This is a genomic window from Magnetospirillum molischianum DSM 120 (assembly GCF_000294655.1).
GTDB classification, from domain to species: Bacteria; Pseudomonadota; Alphaproteobacteria; order Rhodospirillales; family Magnetospirillaceae; genus Phaeospirillum; species Phaeospirillum molischianum.
Window position 1 is genome coordinate 1 of the sequence record NZ_CAHP01000020.1, and the last position, 23,463, is coordinate 23,463.

Annotated in this window: 26 protein-coding genes and 1 pseudogene; 10 read left to right on the top strand and 17 right to left on the bottom strand. The window is 59.8% G+C overall.

The window, feature by feature from the left end; translation table 11 throughout:
• A partial coding sequence (locus PHAMO_RS07570) for a tetratricopeptide repeat protein (RefSeq protein ID WP_040566445.1) occupies positions 1 to 934 on the bottom strand: 934 nt, incomplete at its 3' end.
• Positions 935 to 1,153: 219 nt separating this feature from the next.
• Between PHAMO_RS07570 and PHAMO_RS07575 the strand changes: the two genes are divergently transcribed.
• The 5 genes and pseudogenes from PHAMO_RS07575 to PHAMO_RS20390 form a co-directional block, all read left to right on the top strand.
• Positions 1,154 to 2,533, top strand: a complete 1,380-nt coding sequence (locus tag PHAMO_RS07575; RefSeq protein WP_002728023.1) for a tetratricopeptide repeat protein — start codon at positions 1,154 to 1,156, stop codon at positions 2,531 to 2,533.
• Between the two features lie 47 nt (positions 2,534 to 2,580).
• Positions 2,581 to 3,459 carry a FecR family protein gene (locus PHAMO_RS07580; RefSeq protein WP_002728025.1) on the top strand — a complete coding sequence of 293 codons (879 nt, stop codon included), beginning with the start codon at positions 2,581 to 2,583 and terminating at the stop codon, positions 3,457 to 3,459.
• A gap of 15 nt (positions 3,460 to 3,474) precedes the next feature.
• Positions 3,475 to 4,551, top strand: a complete 1,077-nt coding sequence (locus PHAMO_RS07585; RefSeq protein ID WP_002728027.1) for a glycosyltransferase — start codon at positions 3,475 to 3,477, stop codon at positions 4,549 to 4,551.
• 110 nt (positions 4,552 to 4,661) lie between these two features.
• Positions 4,662 to 4,862, top strand: a complete 201-nt coding sequence (locus tag PHAMO_RS07590) for a hypothetical protein (RefSeq protein ID WP_155801607.1) — start codon at positions 4,662 to 4,664, stop codon at positions 4,860 to 4,862.
• Between the two features lie 21 nt (positions 4,863 to 4,883).
• A pseudogene (locus tag PHAMO_RS20390) lies at positions 4,884 to 5,027 on the top strand (type II toxin-antitoxin system TacA family antitoxin); the annotation flags it as partial.
• A gap of 67 nt (positions 5,028 to 5,094) precedes the next feature.
• Here PHAMO_RS20390 and PHAMO_RS20015 read toward each other — a convergent pair.
• Positions 5,095 to 5,280 carry a helix-turn-helix domain-containing protein gene (locus PHAMO_RS20015; RefSeq protein ID WP_002728032.1) on the bottom strand — a complete coding sequence of 62 codons (186 nt, stop codon included), beginning with the start codon at positions 5,278 to 5,280 and terminating at the stop codon, positions 5,095 to 5,097.
• A 430-nt stretch (positions 5,281 to 5,710) separates the two neighbouring features.
• Here PHAMO_RS20015 and rfbC point away from each other — a divergent pair, with 430 nt between their 5' ends.
• Positions 5,711 to 6,283: a dTDP-4-dehydrorhamnose 3,5-epimerase gene (gene rfbC / locus PHAMO_RS07600; protein WP_235720812.1), complete on the top strand. Its 573-nt coding sequence runs from the start codon at positions 5,711 to 5,713 to the stop codon at positions 6,281 to 6,283.
• 573 nt (positions 6,284 to 6,856) lie between these two features.
• On the opposite strand, the gene rfbA is transcribed toward rfbC, so the two are convergent.
• From rfbA to rfbB, 3 genes are read right to left on the bottom strand one after another with little or no spacing between them, the layout of a single operon-like run.
• The gene (gene rfbA / locus PHAMO_RS07605) at positions 6,857 to 7,744 is read right to left on the bottom strand and encodes a glucose-1-phosphate thymidylyltransferase RfbA (RefSeq protein ID WP_002728042.1); all 888 of its coding nucleotides are present in this window, start codon (positions 7,742 to 7,744) and stop codon (positions 6,857 to 6,859) included.
• A 16-nt stretch (positions 7,745 to 7,760) separates the two neighbouring features.
• Positions 7,761 to 8,654, bottom strand: a complete 894-nt coding sequence (gene rfbD, locus PHAMO_RS07610; RefSeq protein WP_002728045.1) for a dTDP-4-dehydrorhamnose reductase — start codon at positions 8,652 to 8,654, stop codon at positions 7,761 to 7,763.
• Between the two features lie 2 nt (positions 8,655 to 8,656).
• Positions 8,657 to 9,712 (bottom strand): dTDP-glucose 4,6-dehydratase, encoded by a 1,056-nt coding sequence (gene rfbB / locus PHAMO_RS07615; protein ID WP_002728046.1) that lies wholly within the window; start codon positions 9,710 to 9,712, stop codon positions 8,657 to 8,659.
• A gap of 217 nt (positions 9,713 to 9,929) precedes the next feature.
• Here rfbB and PHAMO_RS19375 point away from each other — a divergent pair, with 217 nt between their 5' ends.
• On the top strand, positions 9,930 to 10,247 hold the full coding sequence (locus tag PHAMO_RS19375; protein WP_155801608.1) for a hypothetical protein: 318 nt from the start codon (positions 9,930 to 9,932) through the stop codon (positions 10,245 to 10,247).
• A 19-nt stretch (positions 10,248 to 10,266) separates the two neighbouring features.
• On the opposite strand, the gene PHAMO_RS07620 is transcribed toward PHAMO_RS19375, so the two are convergent.
• From PHAMO_RS07620 to PHAMO_RS07650, 7 genes are all read right to left on the bottom strand, one after another.
• The gene (locus PHAMO_RS07620) at positions 10,267 to 11,790 is read right to left on the bottom strand and encodes a DHA2 family efflux MFS transporter permease subunit (RefSeq protein ID WP_002728050.1); all 1,524 of its coding nucleotides are present in this window, start codon (positions 11,788 to 11,790) and stop codon (positions 10,267 to 10,269) included.
• Positions 11,790 to 12,320 carry an isoprenylcysteine carboxyl methyltransferase family protein gene (locus PHAMO_RS07625; RefSeq protein ID WP_002728052.1) on the bottom strand — a complete coding sequence of 177 codons (531 nt, stop codon included), beginning with the start codon at positions 12,318 to 12,320 and terminating at the stop codon, positions 11,790 to 11,792. Before PHAMO_RS07625 ends, PHAMO_RS07620 begins: the two co-directional genes overlap by 1 nt.
• Positions 12,317 to 13,369 (bottom strand): type III polyketide synthase, encoded by a 1,053-nt coding sequence (locus PHAMO_RS07630; RefSeq protein ID WP_040566448.1) that lies wholly within the window; start codon positions 13,367 to 13,369, stop codon positions 12,317 to 12,319. Before PHAMO_RS07630 ends, PHAMO_RS07625 begins: the two co-directional genes overlap by 4 nt.
• A gap of 329 nt (positions 13,370 to 13,698) precedes the next feature.
• Complete coding sequence (locus tag PHAMO_RS07635) at positions 13,699 to 14,292, bottom strand: class I SAM-dependent methyltransferase (RefSeq protein WP_002728056.1); 594 nt, start codon at positions 14,290 to 14,292, stop codon at positions 13,699 to 13,701.
• 32 nt (positions 14,293 to 14,324) lie between these two features.
• Complete coding sequence (locus PHAMO_RS07640; RefSeq protein WP_002728058.1) at positions 14,325 to 14,549, bottom strand: hypothetical protein; 225 nt, start codon at positions 14,547 to 14,549, stop codon at positions 14,325 to 14,327.
• 294 nt (positions 14,550 to 14,843) lie between these two features.
• Positions 14,844 to 15,863, bottom strand: coding sequence for a lipid A deacylase LpxR family protein (locus PHAMO_RS07645; RefSeq protein WP_002728060.1), 1,020 nt, complete (start codon positions 15,861 to 15,863; stop codon positions 14,844 to 14,846).
• A 270-nt stretch (positions 15,864 to 16,133) separates the two neighbouring features.
• Entirely contained in the window at positions 16,134 to 16,304 is a 171-nt protein-coding gene (locus PHAMO_RS07650; RefSeq protein WP_002728064.1) for a CsbD family protein, read from the bottom strand.
• A 644-nt stretch (positions 16,305 to 16,948) separates the two neighbouring features.
• On the opposite strand from PHAMO_RS07650, the gene PHAMO_RS07655 reads away from it, so the two are divergent.
• Positions 16,949 to 17,383 carry a hypothetical protein gene (locus PHAMO_RS07655; protein WP_051002407.1) on the top strand — a complete coding sequence of 145 codons (435 nt, stop codon included), beginning with the start codon at positions 16,949 to 16,951 and terminating at the stop codon, positions 17,381 to 17,383.
• Positions 17,384 to 17,898: 515 nt separating this feature from the next.
• Here PHAMO_RS07655 and PHAMO_RS07660 read toward each other — a convergent pair.
• The 5 genes from PHAMO_RS07660 to PHAMO_RS07680 all read right to left on the bottom strand — a co-directional run bounded on the left by PHAMO_RS07660 (position 17,899) and on the right by PHAMO_RS07680 (position 21,552).
• Positions 17,899 to 18,531: a hypothetical protein gene (locus tag PHAMO_RS07660; RefSeq protein ID WP_002728068.1), complete on the bottom strand. Its 633-nt coding sequence runs from the start codon at positions 18,529 to 18,531 to the stop codon at positions 17,899 to 17,901.
• 45 nt (positions 18,532 to 18,576) lie between these two features.
• Positions 18,577 to 18,984, bottom strand: a complete 408-nt coding sequence (locus tag PHAMO_RS07665) for a hypothetical protein (protein ID WP_155801609.1) — start codon at positions 18,982 to 18,984, stop codon at positions 18,577 to 18,579.
• A 209-nt stretch (positions 18,985 to 19,193) separates the two neighbouring features.
• Positions 19,194 to 20,753: a DUF4384 domain-containing protein gene (locus PHAMO_RS07670; protein WP_002728072.1), complete on the bottom strand. Its 1,560-nt coding sequence runs from the start codon at positions 20,751 to 20,753 to the stop codon at positions 19,194 to 19,196.
• Positions 20,754 to 20,815: 62 nt separating this feature from the next.
• Positions 20,816 to 21,184 (bottom strand): hypothetical protein, encoded by a 369-nt coding sequence (locus tag PHAMO_RS07675; protein ID WP_002728074.1) that lies wholly within the window; start codon positions 21,182 to 21,184, stop codon positions 20,816 to 20,818.
• 2 nt (positions 21,185 to 21,186) lie between these two features.
• Positions 21,187 to 21,552 (bottom strand): hypothetical protein, encoded by a 366-nt coding sequence (locus PHAMO_RS07680; protein WP_002728076.1) that lies wholly within the window; start codon positions 21,550 to 21,552, stop codon positions 21,187 to 21,189.
• 120 nt (positions 21,553 to 21,672) lie between these two features.
• On the opposite strand from PHAMO_RS07680, the gene PHAMO_RS19380 reads away from it, so the two are divergent.
• Positions 21,673 to 21,822: a hypothetical protein gene (locus PHAMO_RS19380; RefSeq protein ID WP_155801610.1), complete on the top strand. Its 150-nt coding sequence runs from the start codon at positions 21,673 to 21,675 to the stop codon at positions 21,820 to 21,822.
• A gap of 704 nt (positions 21,823 to 22,526) precedes the next feature.
• Positions 22,527 to 23,456 carry an OmpA family protein gene (locus PHAMO_RS18465; RefSeq protein WP_002728082.1) on the top strand — a complete coding sequence of 310 codons (930 nt, stop codon included), beginning with the start codon at positions 22,527 to 22,529 and terminating at the stop codon, positions 23,454 to 23,456.
• Positions 23,457 to 23,463: the final 7 nt, after the last annotated feature.

Genomic DNA, 23,463 nt, shown 5'->3' on the forward strand with positions numbered 1-23,463 from the left:
GCAACTGGCGGTCATCGGGGGCGGCGGCCAAGGCGGTTTCGAGCAGGGTCAAGGCGTCCCGGCTGCGGCCAAGCCGGCTGAGCACGGTGGCCAGCCCACATTGCACCGTCCGATCCTCCGGCTCCTGTGTGGCCGCCTGCTGAAGCAGAATTAGCGCCGCCTCGTTTTCCCCCTTCTGCGTCAGCAATTGGCCAAGGTCAGCCAGACGGCGCGGCGTGGGATGGCGCTGGGCGGTTTGATGGGCCAGATCGAGGGCCTCGTCCAGGCGTCCGCGTTCTGCCAGAACCCAGGCGAGGCTGGCGGCGATCTCGCTGTGCCCGGGCACCAGAGCAAGAGCATGGCGCAACAGGCGCTCCGCCTCGGCATGACGTCCCCTACGACTGTAGATATGGCCGAGATACCAATGGGCGGCCGCGTGCTGCGGATGATGTTCGACCACCGCGCCGAGGGTCAGGGCCGCGGCGTCGCCGTTGCCCGCTTCCCACTGCAACCAGCCGAGCGTGGCGGCGGCCTCGGCGCTGTCCGGCGCCTCCTGGACGGCGCGCCCGGCATGCTCCAGGGCGGAGGAAACATCGTTCCGGGCATAGCCGTCCCAGGCGAGCGCCAGCAAGGCCTCAACGCATCTGGGGTTGAAGGCCAGCGCCGCACGGTAGAGTTCCAACGCCGCGGCATCCTGTCGGGCTGTCCGGGCGCTTCGGGCCAACTTGCACAGCCGGGCAACGACGGCGGCGGAATTGGTCACGTTTCTGCTCAGGGCATAGGTCGGCAGAAATGCCCCGGTTTGAAGCGAGGCGCCCTGATCCCACTGGCCATCAGCCAATGCCCGACAGAGAGGGGAAACCGCAATTTCGACCTGAGGGAGGGCCACGCGAAGGGCGTCCCAGTCACCGGCTTCAAGGCTTGCAACAAGGGGGGAGGAGGGCGTCTTGGCCATCAGAAAGGGGGAATCCTCGAAAATTAGGGCGGGAGATCTCGCGGGCACATCTCAAGGTTGCGGTCAGGTGGGGTTTCCTACTTTATGACATTATACCCTTGACTCCGCAGCAGGAAGTCTTGGATAAGCTATCTATCTGAAAATAGTTAAATCAAACGTGTCGTGGTTCGACAAGAAGCCCGACAGAATCGGCGGATCGTCGGTTAGAGGAGTAGCTGAGTGAGCCCGCGCATTCCTCTTCTTTGTTCCGCACTGTTGACGGGGCTCTGTCTCGGGTCTGCTCCTGTCCAGGCGCAAGAAGCGGCTAGGCCCAATATTTCCGCTCAGATCGACCAAGCCTTTGGAGACGTTCTCGGCAATCCGGCCAATCTTCAGGTCGGACGGCGTTATGCCAGTCTACAGGTTGAAGGTGGTAATTTCGAAGGCGCCATCGCCACCTTGGAGCGGCTTCTGCTTGATCCGGCGGCGGATCCGTCCATCCGGGTTGAGCTCGGTATGCTGTATTATCGCGTCGCCTCTTATGCAATGGCGGAGAGTTATCTGACCTCGGCGCTGGCCGATCCGCGTGTTTCAGGACCATTGCGCCGCGACGCAGAGACGCTTCTGAACAATGTTAAGCGGCGCAATGCTCCGGGTGGGATGCTGAACGGCGCGGTCTCGATCGGCCTGCGCGGACAAAGTAATCCGACGGCGGCTTCGTCGGCTGGAAATCTGAGTTACGGCGGAATCCGCGTGCCCATCCCGGAGCAATCGCGCCGGAAGAGCGACGTTGATGTGTTCATGAGCGCCGCCGCCGCCCACGAATGGGACCTTGAGACCCAGAACAGCGCGGCGATTGTCTCCAATGGCGCGGTGTTTGCCAATCGCTATGGCAATGCCGAAGGCTACAACGCCGACAAAGTGAAGACCGATCCCCAGGACTTGGTGGTGCTCACCGCCACCTCCGGTGTCCGTTTCAAGCCATCTCCGCTCGATCTGCCCGATCTGACCATCCGCCCTTATCTCGGGGTTTCCGAATTGCTGTTGAGCGGCAACCAATACATGGCCGCCGCTGGCGGCGGTCTGGATCTTGCCTATACGCTGAACGGCGGGGCGACTCTTTTGGGGATGACCTACGATATCCGTCGCACCGTGTATGCCGACCGTGCCGACATCTCCGAATCCGGCGCCCAAAGTGGGTATGAGCAATCCGTGCAACTGAAGGCCGTCCAGGAAGTCGCGCCGCTCAACATCGTCTCGGCCAATTTTACCTTGCGCGACCATCAAGCCGACCGTTCCTACTTCGAGTATCGGAGTGTCGAGGCCAGGGTCGGCTACGGCCTGAGCTACGGAAATCCGGTTCGTTGGGATGAAAGGCTTTGGACATCCAGCGTTTATGGTGGTCCGGTGCTGCGGTATTATCAGGGGGCGGACCCCGTGGTCGATCCCGCCACGACCCGCAAGGATGTGGAATGGCGCGTGGGAGCCAGTCAGGTTGTGCCGATGACCGATGCCCTCTCCCTTCTTCTTGGTGTTGACTACACCGTGTCGGATTCCAATCTGCCGAATTATTGTTATGACAATATCATGGTCTCAAGCAGTTTGGTTTTGAACTTTTGACGATACGGGACGTCCCGGTCTGAACCGGGACGGAGTGGAGTGAAAAGATGGCACCGGCAGATCCGAAAGACTGGCTTTTCGCCGCAGTGGCGTTGACGACGGCCGCGACCGCTGCGCCGGCAATGGCCGAGGGACAGACGGCCGGGGTGGTCACCGGAGCGGTGGCGTCAACCCGCGTGCTTGGCGGCGGCCCGACCGATGTGGCGGCGGTGGTCCTGGGGGATGCCGTCCAGGCCGGGGAAGAGCTTCGCACCGGCCCCAATGGCATCATTCATGTCCTGTTTCTCGACCAGTCTTCCGTCACCCTCGGCCCGGATTCCCGACTGACCGTGGACCTTTTCTCCCACGACGCCGCCACCCGCAGCGGCAAGATCGGTATGACCCTGCACGGGGGCAGCGTGCGCGTGGTCGGGGGGATGAACAGCAAGGTCAACGAGACCGAGGTTCGCACAGCGGGGGGCACGGTTGGTATTCTCGGCGGCATCAGCATCGTCGAGAGCCAGGGGCCCGGCACGGTGGCGACTTTCCTGTTCGGTCAGCAGATGCGGCTTACGGACCAGAATGGCCAGACAGAAACCCTGCTACGGCCGGGATTTAGCCTCACGAGCACGCAGAACGGGGTGCAGGCGCCCCAGGTCATGCCCCCGCAGCAGCTTTCCAGCCTGACCCGGAGTTTCGAGAGCGGGCGGGGGGATTCTGCCTCCGGCCCGCAATCGACCCCGGCGCCCACTCCGTCGGCACCGCTGATTGCCACCAGCGACCGTCCTCCCGGCGAGGCCTCGCCGGCGCAGGACCGTCTGGGCAATCCCGGTTCGGCCCTGGTCGGGGCGGCGATGGGCAGCAGTCGGCCCGGTGTCGCCGCCGGCAGCGACGGCGCGCCACCCGTCAACGCGGTCCGGACCACCCCGCCGGTGGCGACCTCGTAAGCTTCGGCATCATCTATGCACATTCTGCTGTGTTCGTCCTATCCGCATCATCCCGAGACGCGTGGAGGACTTCAGAGCACCACCGATGAACTCTGTCTGGCGCTGATGGAGAAAGGGGTGGGCGTCACGGTGCTGTGCGGCCGGATGGACACCACGGACGAGGCCGGGATCAGTTACGACCGCAGTCTCGGCTATCTGGTGGTCCGCGCGTCGGCCCCGGCCTCCGCTCTGCCGCTGGTGGCCGGGTTGCTCGATCCGGCAGTGATTGTGGTTCAGAGCAGCCATCGGCTGGCGGACCTGCTCGCGGTTGCGCTTGAGACGCACATCCCCACCGCGGTTTATCTGCACAATGTGGAGGGGCACCGGGTGGGCGGCGTCCTGCCGAATCATCCCGACATCCTTTATTTCGCCAATTCGTCCTTTACGGCCGCGCGGTGGCTGGCGCTGTTCGGGATCGGGTGCCATGTCCTGCCGCCGGTTGTCCTGCCGCACCGCTATCAGGCGCCGTCCAGCGGGGATAGGGTTCTTTTCGTCAATCCGGTTCCTGAAAAAGGTCTGGAGCGTCTGGAGACTCTGGCCCGCGCCAATCCCGATGTGCCCTTTCTCGCAGTCGAAAGCTGGACAGCCGGGGCATCATGGCGCGGTTGGCTGGAACAACGGTTCTGCCGTTGCCCGAATGTCGAATGGCGTCCGGCGGCGGCCGACATGAGCCGAGTCTATGCCGAGGCGCGTTTCGTGTTGATGCCAAGCGTCTGGGAAGAGGCCTATGGTCGCACGGTGATCGAGGCCCAGATCAACGGCCTCCCCGTACTCGCCAGCAATCGCGGGGCCTTGCCCGCCACGGTCGGCGGCGGCGGAATCGTGCTCGACCTTGAGGCGCCGCCGGAACAATGGAGCTTGGCGCTCCGCCGGCTTTACTTCGACATCACGGTCTGGCAGGCCACCTCGGACGCGGCCAGGGACAACGCCCGGACCGTGACGCTGGATACGATGCGGGCTCTTGACGATGCTTTGATGCATCTCGGCCTGCATGCCCTCGGCCGGAAAAGTGGGTCCCCGTCCGCTGGCGCCGGGGCGTCTTTTCCGCTCTGACGTGCCGGCGCGGTCATGGTCGGATCGTCCGCGCCCCAAGCGAAGGGCCTGGGCAGCACATATTCGGCCGGGCACACAGCCTGCGTCAACTGCTCGATATGGTTGAGTCAGTGATCGGACATCCCTTCAAGGTTGGGATCAATCCCGCGCAGGTTCGCGCCAATGAGGTCAAAATCCTGGTGGGCTGCGATGAGCGACTGGTTGCGACAGTAGGCGAGGTTCTCGAAATTCCTTTACATGAAACGCTGCGCTGGATGTTCGAGGCGACCGGGTATGCCCAGCTGCCGATATCATCACCGGTCCACTCCTAAACCGCCCTGGTTTCCGCCGAGTTGATCGAACGGGCGGCGCAACTTGAACGGCGCAAGCTGACGGATTTCTTCATAACGGCACTCACAGACGCCGCCCGGCGGACGATTGCCGAGCATGAGACGCTCGTCTTGTCTGACCGGGACCGGGCCGTTTTCTTCGACGCCCTGGTCAATCCGATCGGCGGCGGAATCGTCGGAGATGTTGTTGCGTGTGGGAACGCTCCCCAGCGGATCAGCCGATCCGGAGCGCGTTTTGCACCGCCTCCAGCGCCCGGTCGATCACCAGCAGATAGGCGCGGGTGGGGCCTTCCGGCTGGCGCCGTCCTTGCTCCCAATGGCGCAGGGTGTTGACGCTGAAGCCGAAGCGCCCGGCGAACTGCTCCTGGGTCAGGTCGAGCTTGTCCCGGATCGCCCGCACATCGACTCAGGCCGGGATGTGAACGCCATAGCCGGCTTCCTTGGTCCGCCCTTGGCGTAGGCCAGGGCCTCTTCCAGGCCTCGGCGGATGCTGTCGGCCACGCTGCTCATCGCGTTTTCCTCTCGTAGCTGTCCACCAGCAGCTTGGTCAGCCGCCGTAAATCGTTGCGGTCTTCCTGGCTCAAATCCGCCTGCTCGTTCTTGGCATGGGCCGTCAAGACGAAGAGAGGCACGGTGGAATTGTGGAAGAAATAAATAACCCGCGCTCCGCCGCGCTTACCGCGTCCTTCGAGTCCCCCCAGCGCAATTTGCTCACCCCGCCAGTTCCGGGGGAATCAGGTCTCCCTAGGAGCAGGTGCCATTCGCGATTGCCGTCTTCGGTCCCCCACCTCATAATGCTCGCCAGATTTTCAATTAAATGGCGAGTAGTCGTGGATATCGTTGCTATGACCATCCCAGAGGTCAAGGTTATTCGTCCTCGCGTCTTCAACGACGCGAGGGGATATTTTATGGAGACCTGGAATAGGCGTGCGTTCGCGGCGGCGTCGGGAATCGACCTTGATTTCGTTCAGGATAATCAGAGCCTGTCCGTCTCGACCGGGACGGTACGCGGGCTACATTTCCAGTCGCCTCCCTGCGCTCAAGATAAACTTATCCGTGTACTAGCCGGCACCATTTTGGATGTGGCCGTAGACATCCGTCAGGGGTCACCGAGCTTCGGCCGCTGGGTGGCGGCCGAATTATCCGCCAAAAACAGGCAGCAATTGCTCGTTCCCATCGGCTTTGCCCATGGTTTCGTCACCTTGGAACCCGATACAATCGTTGCCTATAAGGTCTCAAATCATTATTCCAAGGAAAATGACCTCGGAATTCGTTGGAACGACCCTGACATCGCCGTCGATTGGCCTCTTCCCCCCAGTGGAGCTGTCCTGTCGGAGAAGGATGCAGCATTGCCCTTTCTGCGCGATATCTCGCCTTTGTTCACTTGGCGGGCTGCGCTATAGCGACTTCTTCTTAATTGGCGAGTGCCCTATAGCGATTATGGGCATATGGAGCCATTAAGGAATTGCCGTCTTCGCGGCCGTCGAGCCCACCACCGGAGCCGAATTCGCCGAGACTCTGTCTCTCGACGACCACGCTGTGATGCCTGGAATGCCCTTGTCGTCGATGCACAACGGATCAAAATCCTCTGTCTCCACCCAGGTGCCAAAGAAGTCATTTCATTGGCCGGGCGGTATTACGCTCCACTGATGAAAGAATACGGTCGATGAAGGTTGCTGCAAAACGCCGCAAGCGCAGAACCCGAATTAACCAGTGTCCAACCCAAATTCGATGCCGACATGCCTCAGAAGACGTCGCGGAACATGACATCGCCGCGTGCCCCCTCTTCCTCTGGCGTTCCCGGCGGCGCGGTCAGCGCGTCATAGGGTTCCTCCGGCACACATGTCAGGCCGCATGGATGGGCCGGAGGGAGGGCGTGCCTTGCGAAAACCCCAACCAGGTTACGCCACGGCCGCCTTTCATGAAGGCGGACCGTAAGTCACTGCGTGCCGCGCTCGCCCCATGTATGCGGCCGCTCAGCCGACAGCGAGAGCGGCTTCGTCATCCTTGAGAATTGCTCGCAAATACTCCGCAACCTGGGTCTTTCCCATACGCTCGGCAAGGCGGGTGAGGTCGGCTGCCTTGATGAAGCCCATGCGATAGGCGATTTCATCGACACAGGCAACCTGCTGCCCCTGACGCCGCTGGATCGCTCGCACGAAACCCGCAGCCTCCAACAGGCTGTCGTGAGTGCCCGTATCCAGCCAGGCGTAGCCCCGGCCCAGCCGTTCGACCTGAAGGCGGCCCGAATTGAGGTACGCCGCGTTCACATCGCTGATTTCCAGCTCGCCGCGGGGCGACGGCTTCAATGATCTGGCTATTTCGATGACGTCGGCGTCGTAGAAATAGAGCCCGGTCACCGCCCAATGGGACTTCGGGGCAAGGGGCTTCTCGACGATTTCCGTCGCGCGACCGCTGCCATCAAATGCAACCACGCCATAACGCTCGGGGTCGTCGACCCGATAGGCGAATACGGTCGCTCCTGGGCTATTTGCGGCGTTGGCGAGTACGGAGGTCAGTCCGTGGCCATGGAATATGTTGTCTCCGAGGATTAAGGCGACCCGGTCCCGGTCGATGAATTCTGCGCCAATGATGAGAGCCTGGGCAATCCCGTCGGGACGTTCCTGTGTGGCATAGGACAGGTTGATGCCCCAGTCAGAACCGTCGCCGAGCAGGCGAATAAAGGCGGAATGGTCCTCTGGGGTGGTGATGATGAGGATATCGCGAATACCTGTCAGCATCAGGGTCGCAAGCGGAAAATACACCATTGGCTTGTCATAGATTGGCAACAATTGTTTGCTGGTCGCACGGGTGACCGGATAAAGTCGCGTGCCGGACCCACCTGCCAGAATGATACCTTTCAATCCCCGCTCCTTCTGTTCACGGCCCTGGCGGCGCTTGGTTGACGATATCTGCGACGACGTCGGCCAAAGCGTCACGCCAGTGCCGCAGGCTAATTCCCAAGCCGGCCTTGGTAGACGAACAATCCAGGACGGAATTGGCCGGACGCCGCGCGGGTGTGGGGTATTCTGCAGTGGTGATGGGGACGATCTTGGGGTGCCGCCCCAACATTGGCGTAGCCAACTCGAAAATCGCCTCGGCGAAACCATGCCAAGTCGTGCTGCCAGCGTTGGTTATATGCCACGTTCCTGGGGGCAACGTCTCGCCCTCAGCCAGCCGTTGCAGCAGGGAGGCAAGCGCCGACGCAAGGTCCATCGCCGCCGTCGGGCTGCCGCGCTGGTCGGCAACCACCTTGAGCAGGTCGCGCTCGCGGCCAAGTCGGAGCATGGTGCGGACGAAATTATGGCCCCTGGACGCATACACCCAGGAGGTCCGCAGGAGGAAGTGCTGCGGGCAGGCTGCGCGAACGGCTCGTTCGCCCGCCTCTTTCGTCGCCCCGTAAACCCCCAGCGGGCTGACCGGGTCGTCCGGGAGGTAGGCCGACGCTTTCGTGCCGTCGAATACATAGTCGGTCGACAGATGCAGAAGAACTATTCCCCGCTTCCCGCACAATTCGGCAAGTACGGCTGGTCCTTGTGCATTGATGGCATGGGCGAGGTCGGTTTCGTTTTCCGCTCGATCAACGGCCGTGTAGGCGGCGCAGTTCAACACCACATCCGGGCGGCATTCCGCCATGGCCTCTCGAATGGACTGCTCGTCACACAGATTGAGCCGGGTGCGATTGGCGGGGATCAAATGACAGCCAGCAACCGGCTGGGCGGCCATCACGGCCCCTCCCACCTGCCCATCGACGCCAGTGACTAAGACCCGCACGGTCAGGCACCCAACCCCAAACGTTCGCCGCGGTAGGTACCGGTCACCACCCGCTCCAGCCAGCGAGGATTGGCAAGATACCATTCCACGGTACGGCGCAAGCCGGTTTCGAAGCTCTCCTTTGGAGACCACCCCAGTTCCTGTTCGATGCGGGAAACATCCATCGCGTAGCGCGCATCATGACCGGGGCGATCGGCGACGAAGGCAATCAATTCGCCATGCCTGCGACCGTCGGCCATGGGAACTATCTCATCGAGCAGCACACAGAGATGCCGCACCACGTCGATGTTCCGCAAATCGCACTTGCCGCCGATATTGTAGGTGCGGCCTGGCCGCCCACGGTCCAGAACGAGTCTCAGGGCGTGCGCATGATCCTCGACATACAGCCAATCGCGGACGTTCTCGCCGGAGCCGTAAACGGGAAGCGCTTCACCGCGCAATCCCTTCAGGATCATGAGCGGGATCAACTTCTCGGGAAACTGACGGGGGCCATAATTGTTGGTGCAATTAGTGATAAGGACAGGAAAGCTATAGGTTTCGAACCATGCGCGTGCCAAGTGGTCCGAGCCGGCTTTGGACGCGGAATAGGGCGAATTAGGCCGATAGGGCGTATCCTCGGTGAACAGACCGGTGGGCCCGAGGGACCCATAGACCTCGTCGGTGGAGACATGAAGGAAACGAAATGCCTCCCGACGGTCCGGCGTTAGGTCGTTCCAATAATGCCGGGCGGCATCCAGCATGACGAAAGTGCCCAGCAGATTGGTGCGAATAAAGGCGCCTGGGCCATCGATCGAGCGGTCAACATGACTTTCCGCAGCCAAGTGAATGACAGCATCGGGAGCATGGCAGGCGAACAGATGGCTCACCTTTGCGGCATCGCAGATGTCTGCTACTTCAAGTCGATAACCGGGGTGGTTGGCCACGTCATGGATGTTGTCGAGGTTGGCCGCATAAGTCAATGCATCCACATTGACAACCTTGTTTCCCGCTTTGATCAGTTGACGTACAACCGCCGAACCAATAAATCCGGCTCCGCCGGTCACAAATATTTTCTTCATCCGCCTCCTACCAAATTCATCTCTTTAGAGATGCATCGTGCCTGGCGATAGGCAATCTTTTTGAGGTGGACAGAGATGCGCCAAAATTTTCGCCAGCCTCAGGCCCACCAACTGCATTAGCCCTCCGGAAAAGGCGAAGCAACATTTTTTGGCGTGAAGCCTGATACTGCGCTACCGCGTATCGCGGTTGCGCCAGATTCCGACTTCAGGCGGACTCATGACACCGCTTTCCTGTGATAATGCACAATCCATCGTGCGGCATGAGGGGTTCTCTTTTGTGGCGCGCCAGATGTTGTCTAGCGCCGGTCGTGCCTCGGCGCTGGGGCTGCGGAATCGCGCCGGACTCACGGCGGTCGGGGTGATCCACCTGCGAATAGGTGGCGATGCCGCTGGGATCGTCGTCGGAGGCCCCGGTAATCAGCCTTGGCCCCAAAATCTGGAGAATCTTTGGACGGGGCAGGTGTTCGGGCAAGTCGGTCTTTGGCGCTTCCAATGGAAAAACTATAATATTAAATATATAACCATCTCAAGCTGACTGTTATAGCTAAAAATTTCTATAATAACGTTCCTGAGGGAATCGCGCGCAGAAACTTGGCAAAAGGGATGCAGATCAAGGCGCCGACTGTCAAGAGCGCAATCATCGCCCAAGCATCATTAATGGCTGCCGTCAGCGCTGCATTTTCGACGAGCACTTGGAGAGCCGCCTTCATTTCGGAATCGATCGTGACGGTCGAGCGCGTGGCAAAGAGGGCCAGTGGAATACCAACAAATTTGGCTGTGGCAATGTCTCCGGCTTGCAGACGGGCCGTGATCTCAACTCCGTGAATGGCCGAGCGGCTGTAAATGACGGTGTCGATCAGGGCGAGACCAATCGCTCCCCCAAGGTTCCGCATCAGATTGAACAGACCGCTGGCATCCGGCACCTGGCTTTTTTCCAGGCAGCCGAGCGCCAGGCGAGTGGGCGGCAGAAGGCAAAACATGATGGCGAGGCCACGAATAACCTGCGGCCAGAGCATACCGTCGAAGTCGGTTTGCGGGGTTTGAAAGGCGCTCAGACCCAGGCCGGTGGCAAAAAGTGCAAAGCCGCATGCCGTCAGCAGACGGGCATCGATGCGTTGCTCCAGTATAACGGCGACCGGAGCGATCGAGAGTTGCGCCAAGCCCGTAACCAGCATGATCGCCCCGATCTCCAGCGCGTCGTGATTTCTGACGAAGGCAAGAAAGACCGGCATCAGATACACCGATCCGAACAAACCTATCCCCAGAACAAAGCTCAAAATGCAGCCGATTGTGAAGTTGCGGTCGGCGAAACAGCCAAAGTTAATGATCGGGTGGGAGGCACGGAGGGTGCGACGGATAAAGCCTGTTATGCTCGCGACACTGAGGGTCAGTAGTCCGATTACAAGGCCAGACGTCCATCCGCGCTGTGGCGCTTCCTTGAGCGCGAGTTCCAGCGTCGCCAAGGCCATCGCGATCAGGACCAGCGATTGGAAGTCGAGCGTGCGGGCCTCGTGGAGGCACATGGGCGATTTCGGCAATAAGGCACTGGCGACAATCGCCGACAGAATGCCGGGAATGATGTTGATCAGGAATAGCCAGTGCCAGGAATAGGTGTCGGTGATCCATCCCCCGACGATCGGCCCGACCGTCGGCGCCAGTACCGCCAAAACCCCGGCGAGCATAGTGGCGATAGTCTGGCGCTCAGCCGGAAAGAGCAGGAAGACCGCCGAAAAAACGGCCGGGATCAGCGTTCCTCCCGAGAATCCTTGCAGAATACGAAAGGAAATCAACTCGCCGAAGCTGGTGCTTGCGGCGCATCCTAACGACGTCAATGTGAAGGCCACGATGGATATGACGAACAGCCACCGCATGCTTAACAGACGCGTAAGGAAGCCGGTCAACGGGATGGCGATCACTTCGGCAATGAGATAGGCGGTCTGTACCCAACTCATTTGCTCTGGCGGGATGGCAAGCGCATTTTGGATCGTCGGAAGCGACGTCGCCACAACCTGGACATCAAGGATCGCCATAAACATGCCGATGCACATCATGGCAAAGCCGATCCAGGTGAAAAACATCACAATCCCCGAGGGATACGGTTCATCTCTTCAGGGTTGCCACGCAATCGGCCAAGAGCCTCGTTCTCAGCCCGGATGCGGATGGCTAGAATCGTTGCGTTAGCGACTGAAAATACCAGCGCAAACCAAGGCAAATCGAGGCAAAGGGGGAGAACTGCGACCTCGCCCACGACGACGAGATAATTGGGATGAGCAATAAACCGATAGGGACCGTTCCTGACCAAAGGGGCCCCAGGCAGAACGATGATCCGGGTTGTCCAGCGCCGTCCAAGCGTTCCCAAAACCCAGAAGCGCAGCGCCTGTAGGACGATGAAGATTGAGACCCAATACGGATTGAGCGGATTGGTCTGGCCGAAAAGCCATAGCCCAGCCAGCCAGGAGGCATGGAGCAGGACGATCATTGGGTAATGACCTGGGGCGACCTCGTATGCCCCTCGTGCCAGCAAGGCTGCGGTATTGCGGCGAGCCAGCCAAAGTTCGCCCAAACGTTCCGCTGTAACGATGACGAGCAGCAGGGCTGCCGGCGTCATGTGGCGCTCCGGAGGGAGACACAGGTCGCGGTGAAACCCGGCCCCATCGCAGTCAACAAGACGCGGGACGGCGGCCCTGATTGTATGACTCGCTCCAGCACGAAAAGAGCCGTTGGAGCGGACATGTTGCCATAGTCGGTCAAGATCGCCCGCTCGTGGTCCAAAGCCCCCTGTCCCAGGTCAAAGGCCCGCTCTAAGGCGCTGAGGACTTTGGTGCCGCCCGGATGGAATGCAATTCGATCGATATCGTTTATTGTTAAGCCGACACGATCGAGAATACCGGCAACGGCCGGAGCCATGTGCGTTTCGGCGAAGGGGGGGATGGCGCGGTCGAAAATCACCCCCAGGCCCTGGGGGTCAACGGACCACCCCATGATGTCGAGCGTGTCCGGCCAAAGGTGTTGACCACTCATTTCGACTTCGGCGATGCCCGGCTCGCCAGCACGCAAGACACATGCTGCCGCGCCGTCGCCGAACAAGGCGGTCGCGACGATATTGGCCTTGGTCAAGGTGTCGGGGCGGAATGCTAATGAACAAAATTCGACGACGACCAGCAAGACGACAGTGCCAGGACGGGATTCGGCAAGGCGGGATGCAATGGAAAGCCCGGAGACTCCACCGGCACAGCCAAGGCCGAAGACGGGGACGCGGTCGATATCAGCGCGAAAGCCGATGCGACTGGCGACGCGAGCTTCGAGGCTGGGGGTGGCTATGCCTGTCGACGAGACCGTGACCACCGTGTCGACCTCGGCAGCATCGATGTTGGCAGCGTCAAGCGCCTTGGTCGCCACGTCGAAAAACAGTTGGCATCCGCCGTCGAGGTAGGCTTCGGTCCGTTCCGGCCAGCCCAATGGTTCGAAATACCAGTCCAGTGGCCGCACGGCATGGCGTTGGCGTATTCCCGAGCTTTTGAAGACCCGCGCCAAGTGTTCGTAATCTCCGATATTTCCTGCAAAAACGCGCCGTGCAGCGACGGCAACATCGTCTTGCTCGATGCAGTACGGTGGAACTGCTGTCGCAATGGATACAAGACTGGCTTGTTGGGGCATTGATGTCCCCTAAATAGGGCTTGTTTCTATTTTTCGTCGGCCCATGCGCGACCGATGGTCGGAGCCGATCCGTATTCTTCGGCCAAAGAGATTGGCTTTTTAATAAATACAAGAATGCTTGGTAAGCGTGGAAGAATCGGAAATTACTTAATGATCAGGTCTGCGGCGTTTCAGACGATCGCAAGACCTTTGTTCGATCTCACGTCGTCGCCAGCCACAGTCTGGCTGACATCCCGCGCAATCAAAGTTGTCGCTTCCGTCTTGGTCTCCACCACCATAATGCACGACCTTTCGAGGCCGCATCGCTGACCAGGCCGACGAGCCATTCGTCAATGTGTTTGGAAGGGGGTGCGCTTGGTAATCCGATAGACTGCCGCCGGTGGAATATTGAGGTAGACGCGGCCGACATACATCGCCTTGAGGCCCAACCGATCAAGCACCCTCCGTGAAATTGGACAGCGCGGACCGTAGGTAAACTGATAGAACGCTCCGCAATGACGGAGGACGTCAAATGCTCTGGCGAGAATGGCGAGGACATGTTTTGGCGCCATGGACAGGAGCGGAAGTCCGCTGATGACGGCGCCGATCGGCACACCTGCGAACAAATGAGTCCGGTCAAGCCGTGCCGCATCGATCGGAAGAAGCCGTGCCTTCGGGAACCTTTTCTTGAGAAGTTCACTGAAATCGGCGTCGTTCTCGACCAACGTCATATCTTCCTCTCGCACCCCCCGCGTCAGCAGCGCGCGCGTGAAGACGCCTGTTCCGGGACCGAGTTCGAGGACCGCCCCACAGGTCGACGAGATTTCACGCGTGATCAGTTCGGCCAATGCTGTCCCTGAAGGTGCGATCGCGGCGACGCGAAACGGATGGAAGATCAAGGCGCGCAAGAAGAGCAGCACGTCGAGCATCGCAATGTTGTTCATTCGAGATCACCACATGCCGACTAAAGGCCGCATCAAGTCTTTTTGAAGAACCCGACGACGAGCAATACCACACCGAGACTCAGCAAGCCTCCGGCCGCTGCGGGAGGGATGAAATGCGACGTACTTTCAGTGGTTTGCAGTTTCAAATCGCCCAATGTGGCCACATCCTTGGTGTTGCTGGTCGTGAAATACGGAATGGCGAGGCCCAGCACGCCAAGAAGAACCAGAATCGCCCCGGCAAGCATCACTTTACTCATTTGCGGCTCTCCATATTCCCTTTTCTCGACCACCGGGATGGGTGCCAAGAAAACGATCAAAAGCGCCCTAAGGTTGAATTTAGTCAGACGTGATTTTAGAACGCCCGCGTCGGATACGGCCCTGGATCGCGCCGAACACTCCAAACATGCAGCGAAAAAACAGAAATGCCGACAAGATCGGCCCAGGTTTTACTCGCGGAAGGAACGTCGCAGTCCCGATGAGCGGTTTCGGTCACTGGGATTGTGGTCACGAGACGCTTGGAGGGGGGCAAGGGAGGACCGACGGGACGACGATCACAGCGAAAAGGCGACTGAGGCGGTACCGATCACGTCGGGTGAACGCTGGCCATCGAACTCGCTGGTGCGGTGGACGGCGCTGAAAATCATCTGCACGGCATTCGACCAGAACACCGAGACGCCGGCCTGGAGATCGCCGACGAAGATCTTCCTCTCGACGTTGGGACTGTCCCGGAAAGTGTTGCCGTCGAGGAAAATATTGTGCCCGACGACGCGGCCCTGGACACCGGCGAAGGCGTAGAAGCCGAGGTCGCCGTCGAGATGGGCGCTGTCGAAATAGTCCGAGCCGGACAGCGCCGGCCGGATCCGCGCCGGGCCGTAATCGGCCTGGAGGTTGCGGCCGAATCGGATCAGGGCACCGCCGGCGCCGTAGGTAAATACGTTGCCGATGGTGGCGCCGAGTTGGGGCACAATATCGACGCCGAGGCCTGCAACCTCGACCAGCGGAAGCCGCCAGAGCCGCTCGTAGGTCAGCATCACCCCCGGCTCGTTGTGCAACTGGCCGCTCCAGCCCTTGGCCGTGTCAGCACCGATGAACTGGTGGAAATCGTTCTGCGCCATCTTGCCGAGCGCCCCCGGACCGACGAGGCCGATGCCAAACTCGAGGTTCTCGAGCATGCCGCGATTGCTTTCCTGGAGCAGGCTGGCGCCGAGATAGGCCCAACCGGCATAGGGTCGGTCACGCGAGTCGGCGGCGGCGACTGCGGTATTTTGCGGCGTGAAGATGCTCTGGCCCAGGAACACCGCGATGCGGCGCGGTCGTGCCGCCGACCCGGCGTCCGAGAAGATCGGGAGAAGGCCGCCAACGAGGTCGAACGGCGCGTTCAAGCTGCCGCGCGCGGCGAGGTCGGGGGAAAGGTAGGAGAGGCGGAGCCCCTGAGTGTAATGCCTGTCGTAACTGGTGTAGAGAGAATCGTTCTCCTCAAGCAGGCCGAACCGGTGGGCATCGTCGGCCTGGGCCGCGCCAGCAGCCACCGAAAGCGCCGCCACCGCGACGAAGATCGATCTCGTGAGCATGACAGCAGGCACCTTTCAAACCGGATCGCCAATCTGTGGGCGAATAAACCCCGAGCGCCAGATTCGGAAAATACCGAGACGGAGTAGATGCTCCGGGGGGCAGAAGAGCCCGCTCCCCGGAGAAGTCTCAGTCCGAATACTTGAACTCGGGCAGGCTTTTCAGCGATTCTTTGGTGGCATCACGGAGCAGGATCTGCTTTTCGCGCACCTCAAGGGGGCTCGGTGAGCAGGGCAACCCGACCGGAAATGTCGTCCGGCCGAGCCACGCCCCTATTTCTTTAGCGTGTCCTTCACGCCGCCGATGGCGTTCTGGATTTTGCCCTCGGCTTTGTCGCTCTTGCCCTCGGCGGTGAGTTTGCTGTCGCCGAACACTTTGCCGGTGGTTTCCTCTATCGCGCCTTTGATCTGCTTGGCTGACCCGACGATACGATCCTTGTTCATGTCTCTAGCCTCTTCGACGGATGACGCCCCCTGAAAGGGCGGGTCGGGCGGCGAATCCTCGTGGCCCGCTACCCGATGGTGTGGTCCGCCCGCTGGAGTCCAGAGGGGCGGGCCTTTACTTGAAATCGTGTCCTAGAGTGAACGGTTCTGGAGGGGGGCAGATGTATCGGCACCGAAGGCCGCGTGTCGGGAATCCCTTGGAAAAAATTGGAACCATCTCGTTTTATTTATGTTTCTATATTAAACCATCGAGCAATCATCATTGTATGATCGGAATATACCCATGATATTTTTATCTTTTTAAAAATACATTGATGATACGTTTTGCATTATTTCTTTCGTTTGCCTTTGGAGGCGGTTCGTAATTTTGATTTGACGGCGTGGGGAAATTCCGATGCTTCAGTCGTAGCTTCCCATGACGGCTAAGTTAACCAGTTCCAGGGACAGAACATGCTCCATGAGCGATGGAAACGCTCGCCGTCGAAGGCCTTCGATACCGCCGCTGATGGCAGAAAGGGGCATGCATTGGAGGATCCAGACAAGAGTCTAGGCGTGTTTCCATGCTGATAACGCTGGCAATCCGCTCGGCCTTGATCCCGCGGCCGGACGCCACATTCCGTTTCGATCCCATCAGGAGAGCCAGCGTGAGCCGATCTCTGATCCCAACCATCCTTGCCACGCTGATCGTCACCACCCTCCCGAACCTCGCCGCTGGGCAGGGGGGCACGCTGACCATTGACCAGCCCGTTTCCTACGGTCGCCTTGAACTCGGCGACTCTCCGCCGCCGCGACTGATCTATTCCCGGCCGAAATCGATCGGGCCAATCACGATGGACCGCGCGCCGATCTATCTGCATGTGCCGTCGGGCCACGCCAGGAACTGGCGGAAAAACTGCCGCCGTTATGATGCCTGCGGTGAACGGGTCTATTTCGTGCAGGAAAACTGGTACAATCAGAACTATGTCCGGCGCTCGCGCGACGGGCATCGCGATCCGCCGCATGAGCGCCGCGATTCGCACGAACAGGAGCCTCGCGGCCCGATGGGCAACGACCATCCCGGCAACGGCCGGGACCGTTGAGTGTCGGTGCGATCCGTGTCCTGCTCTGGGGAGCTCTGGCGATGGCGGTGACCGCAGCGATCGGGGCGGTGTTCGGATCGGTGGGATGAGGGCGGAAGGAGAGTCGAACCCTAAGAATTGCTCGAAATGGCTCGCGATGCCTGCCGCGTCCAGGCCGCCAGGATGGCTGCCATTTGTTAATGCGGAGGGGATTTTGGAGCGGGTGGTGTTCCTTTGCTGGCGAAACAATGACGGCAATAAGCTGTCCGTCCCAATTCTCCGTGAGCGAGCGCAGGAAGACGGTGATCACGTCGGGCCAGCCCTGCGGTTTCGAGATCGGTGTTAAGCGGAACTCTCCTGGTCTGCTGTAGCGCCAGTCCGTGCAGCGACGGCAACACCAGCATTTACAACCGCCTCCAGGCGATTGCGGTCGGCGGCACTTACTCCGACGAGGATTCCTTCACGCATTCCTCAGACTCGTACATCCGGCGAGCCGAGGGAAACCACAGTGGGGCTCTTGTGTCAGATTTTGACCGCTATTTGCCGAATTTATGTTCGAAATCCGAGAACAACCGACACAGACCACTGGATAAGATAAATCCGGGCGGGCACCCATCCTCACTGGGAGGCACGATCTGCAAGACACAAAAACCTTGATGGAATTCGATGCAGCATTGCCCGTTGCGTCGACCGGCGCATCCGCACCCAACTTCCAGATTGCCGTTCGGCACGACCACATCGCCGGAGACATAGACCGAACCGCAGCCGCCGATATCGGCCCGAGAACCATTGGTGACGGTGACGTTGCCGCCAATGAAGCTGTTTCCGTTCACTCGCAATTCTGAATTGACGTTGGTCGCATCGCCGCGGATCACGGTGGTTCCGCCGCGATCCTGGGTGCCGATCTCGGTCACACTCGATCCGTGGGTCGAGTAATTCGTGACGTTTCCCATGACATTGGTTGTCGAGGTCCCCTTTCCACTGGTTGTGGAGCCGATTCTGGTGCTGGCTGCCCCCGAACCCGCGGCCACGCTGCTGACGTCGCCCTCAACTTTTACCGACAGGCCGGCCGAGGACTGAGCCCAGGCCGATGGCGGGAAGAACGACTGTTCCAGTCCCAGAGCGATCATGGCCGAGGCAAACAAGAGAAAGAGGACACGGAGCCACATGATATCTATCGATCCGGATCGGATTTTAATGAAACATACGAAAAATCAATACCTATATAGGTATCGGTCTATGAATTGTGTTCTTTGAATTCTGTCGATTTCGGCGTCGGCTGCGCTCCCGGCATAGGCTTGGCTGCGATCGAACAGCGGCACCACCATGACGGCCGGCCTGTCGTGATCGACGAACCGGTTCTCTTTCCGTAGCTTTTCGAGCAGCAAGGCGTTCTGGTTGCGATCGATCGCGCGATCGGCGGCGCTTTCCGCCGGTCCGAGAAACGGTGACGGAGCCTCCTTCGTGACCACCACGACAGATGGAGCCGTGGGGTGCCCCACCGGGTTGCCGGTTGCTCTGAGCAGGACGCTTGGCGGAACAAGGATCGGATTGGGACGCAGCGACGAATCGAGGCCGGGAAGGGGGGAGACAGGGACGCGGTCGGATTGCAGGACGATCACCGGGGCACCGGACGGCGATACGGTCTTCTGCGCGGGGGGATCCGTAGTGGGCGGCGATTGGGTCGCCTCGACCCTGGGCGGGTGCCCCCCCTCGTTAACGGCAGCGGGGAGAGGTTTACTTCCCTCCGCCTGGGCGCGGGGGAGGGAAAGGAGCATGGGCGCGAGGCCGGCCATGAGTGTCAACAGGCTTCGCCGAAGGATCATCGCTCTCACCCATTGGCCTGGAACGTGATCTTTTTAACCGTCGTCTGCACCGAATCGACTTGCTGATGTTTGTAAATGACGTAGGGCAATCCGTTGAAGTCGGGCGGCGTGTTGATCGGGGTGAGATCCGGTTCCTTCAGGAAGGGAAGCGCATTGGCCCCGCGATAATCGATGGTGGTTGCCACGCAGGCGATCGATTCGGGAGCCGTGTCGTTGAGCACGATCTGGAAACTGTTCTGTGCCGGGATCAGGACGCTCCGTCCAGGGACCAGATGATTGTCGCGCTGGAATTGGCTGGGAAAAATCCGCGTGACCCGAATGCTGCCCTGCTCGTGATATTCGTAATAGCAGTAAAGATTCGATGGGGAATCGACCGAGGCGCGGACAGACACCACATCGCCGAGCGCGGAAACCGGCCGGGTCAGGGTGAGCGTCAGACCGAACGGATCGCGCCCTGAAGGGGGCGTCGGGGCCGAGGCAGGCGGGGCCTCCGCCGGATTCGCCGGCTTGGCGTTGACGATCTCGTTGGGCAGGACATTTTCGTTATACAGAGCGTTAAAAAGCTGAAAATCGATCCGCCCGTCAGCATTAAGACCACGTTTCAGCTTGGCCGCGCTGACTGCCAGTTGCAACGCCTCGCGCATCACCCCGTCAACGGGACCGGCATACTCACGTGTGGCATTCAGGGCGGTCTGGACCGCCCTGGTCCGGGCTTCGGCGGACAGGCCATCGTAATAAGCCTGGGCCGACTGCATTGAGGCCGGGTCGGTCGAGGGCAGTTCGAGACAGCGATGATAGGGAACGTGGGTATATTTTCCAAGCAATTCGATCAGGCTGTATTCCAGCAGGGTTCGCACCGCCTGCCCCCGGCCCTCTCGCTTCGACGAGGCCAGGGAAACCGACAGGGCGGCGCCGAAAGCGCCATTTTGGATCAGTCCGCGCGCGGATTCCGATTCGCTTTCGGACACGACGGTGATGGTGTTGCTGGTGGTGATCCCGGTCTTAACGGTTCGGGTCGAGATATCAACCAGTTGCAGATCGATGCTGATCGTATCGAAGCTCTGGTCCTTGCCGCCACCGATCGAGGCGAAAGGAACGGTGAACGAGCCCGAGGCGCTGTCGCGGACGATACTATTGTCGGCCTGGGAGACCGATCCCCGGATGTAAACTGGGGGAATCTTGCTCGGGTTCGATTTCAGTGGGACGAGCGCGTTCTGGATGTTGCCGATCTGACTGCCCTGGCCCTCGATATGGAAGTAGCTGAAAGCCTCGCTACGTTTGCTCATATCCGAGATGGCGTTGATGGTCATGTCAACCGTGCTGACCTTGACTGTCCCGGTTGCATCCTCAATTTTTTCGCTGGTGATCGGAATTCCCCGCCGCGCACCATCAAGAAAAAGTTGATCCATGCAGTTTTTGGCCTGATTGAGGTTGGTCAAGGTTTTGGCCACCGGGGTCCGCGGCTGCATGATGGTCGACGTATTCTTGGGATCAGTCATGCAGCCGCCCAACGACACCGCGCCGACGATGGCGCAGACAACGGCCCCCCTGGTTCTCACGATCATCAGCCGTCCTTAATATTGCTACTCGTGGTCTAATGCGCTGCGTCGCAATGAAAAATCACAGATTACTTACACCCGACGGCAATGACGTTGCCGATCACAACGGTGCTTGTGGCTTCCTTTTCCTTCAGCTCATCCATCAGCGAGGTTGGAACCTTGATGAACTCCTTCTCCTTGGTCCGGCCGACCTGGGCCGCACCGTCCTTGCAGTCGGCAAGGGTGTCCTGGGGTAACAGGTTGCCGCCCTGACGCCCGACCTGCAACAGGGCGCGAGACTCCATATCGTTCATCTGGGTGTTCGTCCCACTGACGGAGAGACCGCCGGTGCTCTGGGCCAGCCCCTGGTTGCAGGGGGAGGCGAGCGCCACGCCGACCACCCCCCACAGGACCCACCATCCCGCCCGCGTCGAGAGGCCGAGAGACGGGAGCGCCATGATTACCGGCTACCCGTGCATGCGCTGCTGCCCATCGAGCCGATGATGTTTTCAGCGCAGGCCTTGCTGCCCTCGGCATTGGCGCTGACGTTGCCAACATCGACATCGCTATGGAAATCCGTGGCGTTGCCGTCGGTGGCGGAGCCGATCACGTTGCGGGCCACGGCACCGTCGCCCTTGGCGGTGGCGGTGACGTCCTTGGCCTGAACCTTGGAATCGAACTTACCGGAAAGGTTCGGACCGCTGGCGGTGGCGTGGCCTTCGCCCTTGACCAGACTGTTGCCGAAGCTGCCAGACGCGCTTTGCGCAGAGGCGAAAGACGAGCAGGCAACGAGAGCGACGAAAGTAAAGACGGAAATCTTGATCACATTTTCTCTCCAAAAAAGGGTCGCACAGAAAGAAAGTTAATTCCAATCACATTGCTCTTAACGCTCTGTTGAACTTGAGGGGGATTCAGAAGTGATGCACCCCTCGTTGGCGGAACGCTGTTGGCCATTCACGACGATCGAGACGTTGCCTTTGATCGAGCCAGACGTAACTGCCCCGATGCAATTGGTTGCGCGAGCGCCATCACCACCGGTTGTTTTGGTGGTGATGTCTCCGGTTTTGACAGTGATGTTGACATCGCCCTGGATTGACGGGGACGCTCCACTCGCCCTGTCTTGCTGTGCCATCGCTGGTAGCGCGGTGAGGGACAGCATCAGAACTGCTGCCAGACAGTGTTTTGCTAGGAGTCTGCTTCCCATAAAACGGCAAAACATCATTTTTCACCACTATTGACATACAAAAAATATAGATAAATAATTTAAAGTCGTTTTTATGCGACTGTCAAGATCATATGATCAAAATTCAACGCCATAAGGTTGATGGGGTGTCTTCAGGAAAACTCGATGAAGAGTTGAGTGGATTCAGTGGGTTGAGGTTCCCCTTTGGCGCGACGTCAAACGAAGACATGGGAATGTCCGGGACTGAAGCTATCTGCCGAGACCATCGACGGGGTGTTCTCCGCGATCCAAACAACCGGAGCGATGCCGAATAGGCGCGGACTTCGCCGCTCGGCCTTCCTTCCGGGAACTCAAAAGGGGGGTGCAGATGGGGGCTTTCCCTATAAAACAACGACATCGATATTATGATCTGAGGGCGACATTCGATAGAGGAGTTGCGTTTCGTTGCATCGTCACAAGGCGCTTGAAACTCTTAATGTCTGGCCTTAAAATGATTAACAAAAGTTTGCTGTTGATTTTGTGGTGCCAAGCTTTTTATTTTGCTTTACTTGTAAAGTTTAGATTCGCGTAGACCGAAGCATCCCCGTGATTCGTTTTTCTATTAGGATCATTTCCAGATGCGTATTTTAGATCGGAAGAATTTCTTTTCTGGATCGGCCCTGTCGGCCATTCCCTCCGACGCCGCCCTCTGTTCCGCCAGCCATGAAAAGGTCAGGCCCGGCGACGATATCGGGATGCCTGGAATTCATCGCCTCGTTCCGGGAATCGAGGTGCGTTTTCATTTGATCTCGACCGTATGGGGAACCGTCATGAGTCGGACCCGACTTGCCTTGTGTGGGAGCGCTGTCGCCGTCGTCTTGGCGATCCTCTCTCCCGGTGCGCAAGCCGAGGACACCATCCTGTATCAGGAGCCGCCAACCCCCGGCGAGTTCCTGGGCAGCCTCGGCCTTCAGCAGGTGCCCCAGACGCGCAGCTTTGCCCCTAGCCAGCCGACGGCCAAGACCCGTTCTCTCGTCTTTCCGGGCAGTCAGCCGCCGGCGGAGCAGGCCACCTCCGCAGCGATGCGACCGCAAGCCCGGGAGGACACCTCGCGTCGGCGACCGGCCGCGGCACCACGTCCGACCGTCGCCTTCCCACTGACTTTTGCGGTCAATTCGACCGAGATTTCGCCGCAGGCGCAGCGCTTTATTGATAGCGTCGCGGCGGCAATGAAGTTGCAATCCGATCTGCGGCTACAGATTTCGGGCCATACCGATCTTTCTGGAGCGGCTGACGTTAATCTTCTCTTGTCGCAGCGCCGTGCGGAATCGGTTCGTAACTATCTGGTCGGGCAGAAGGGCATTTCCCCCGACCGTTTCGAGGTGGAGGGCGAAGGGTCGTTCCGTCCGCTGGTGCCCTCCGATCCGCGCAACCCGGCCAACCGACGCGTCGAGTTCTCCCGGATCAACCCGACATTATCGGAAGCCCCTCCCCCACAACAGGAGAAGGGCAAACCGGTGGAAATATCCGGGTCGCCGCCACCTTCCGCTCAGAAAATAAATCATTAGACACGGG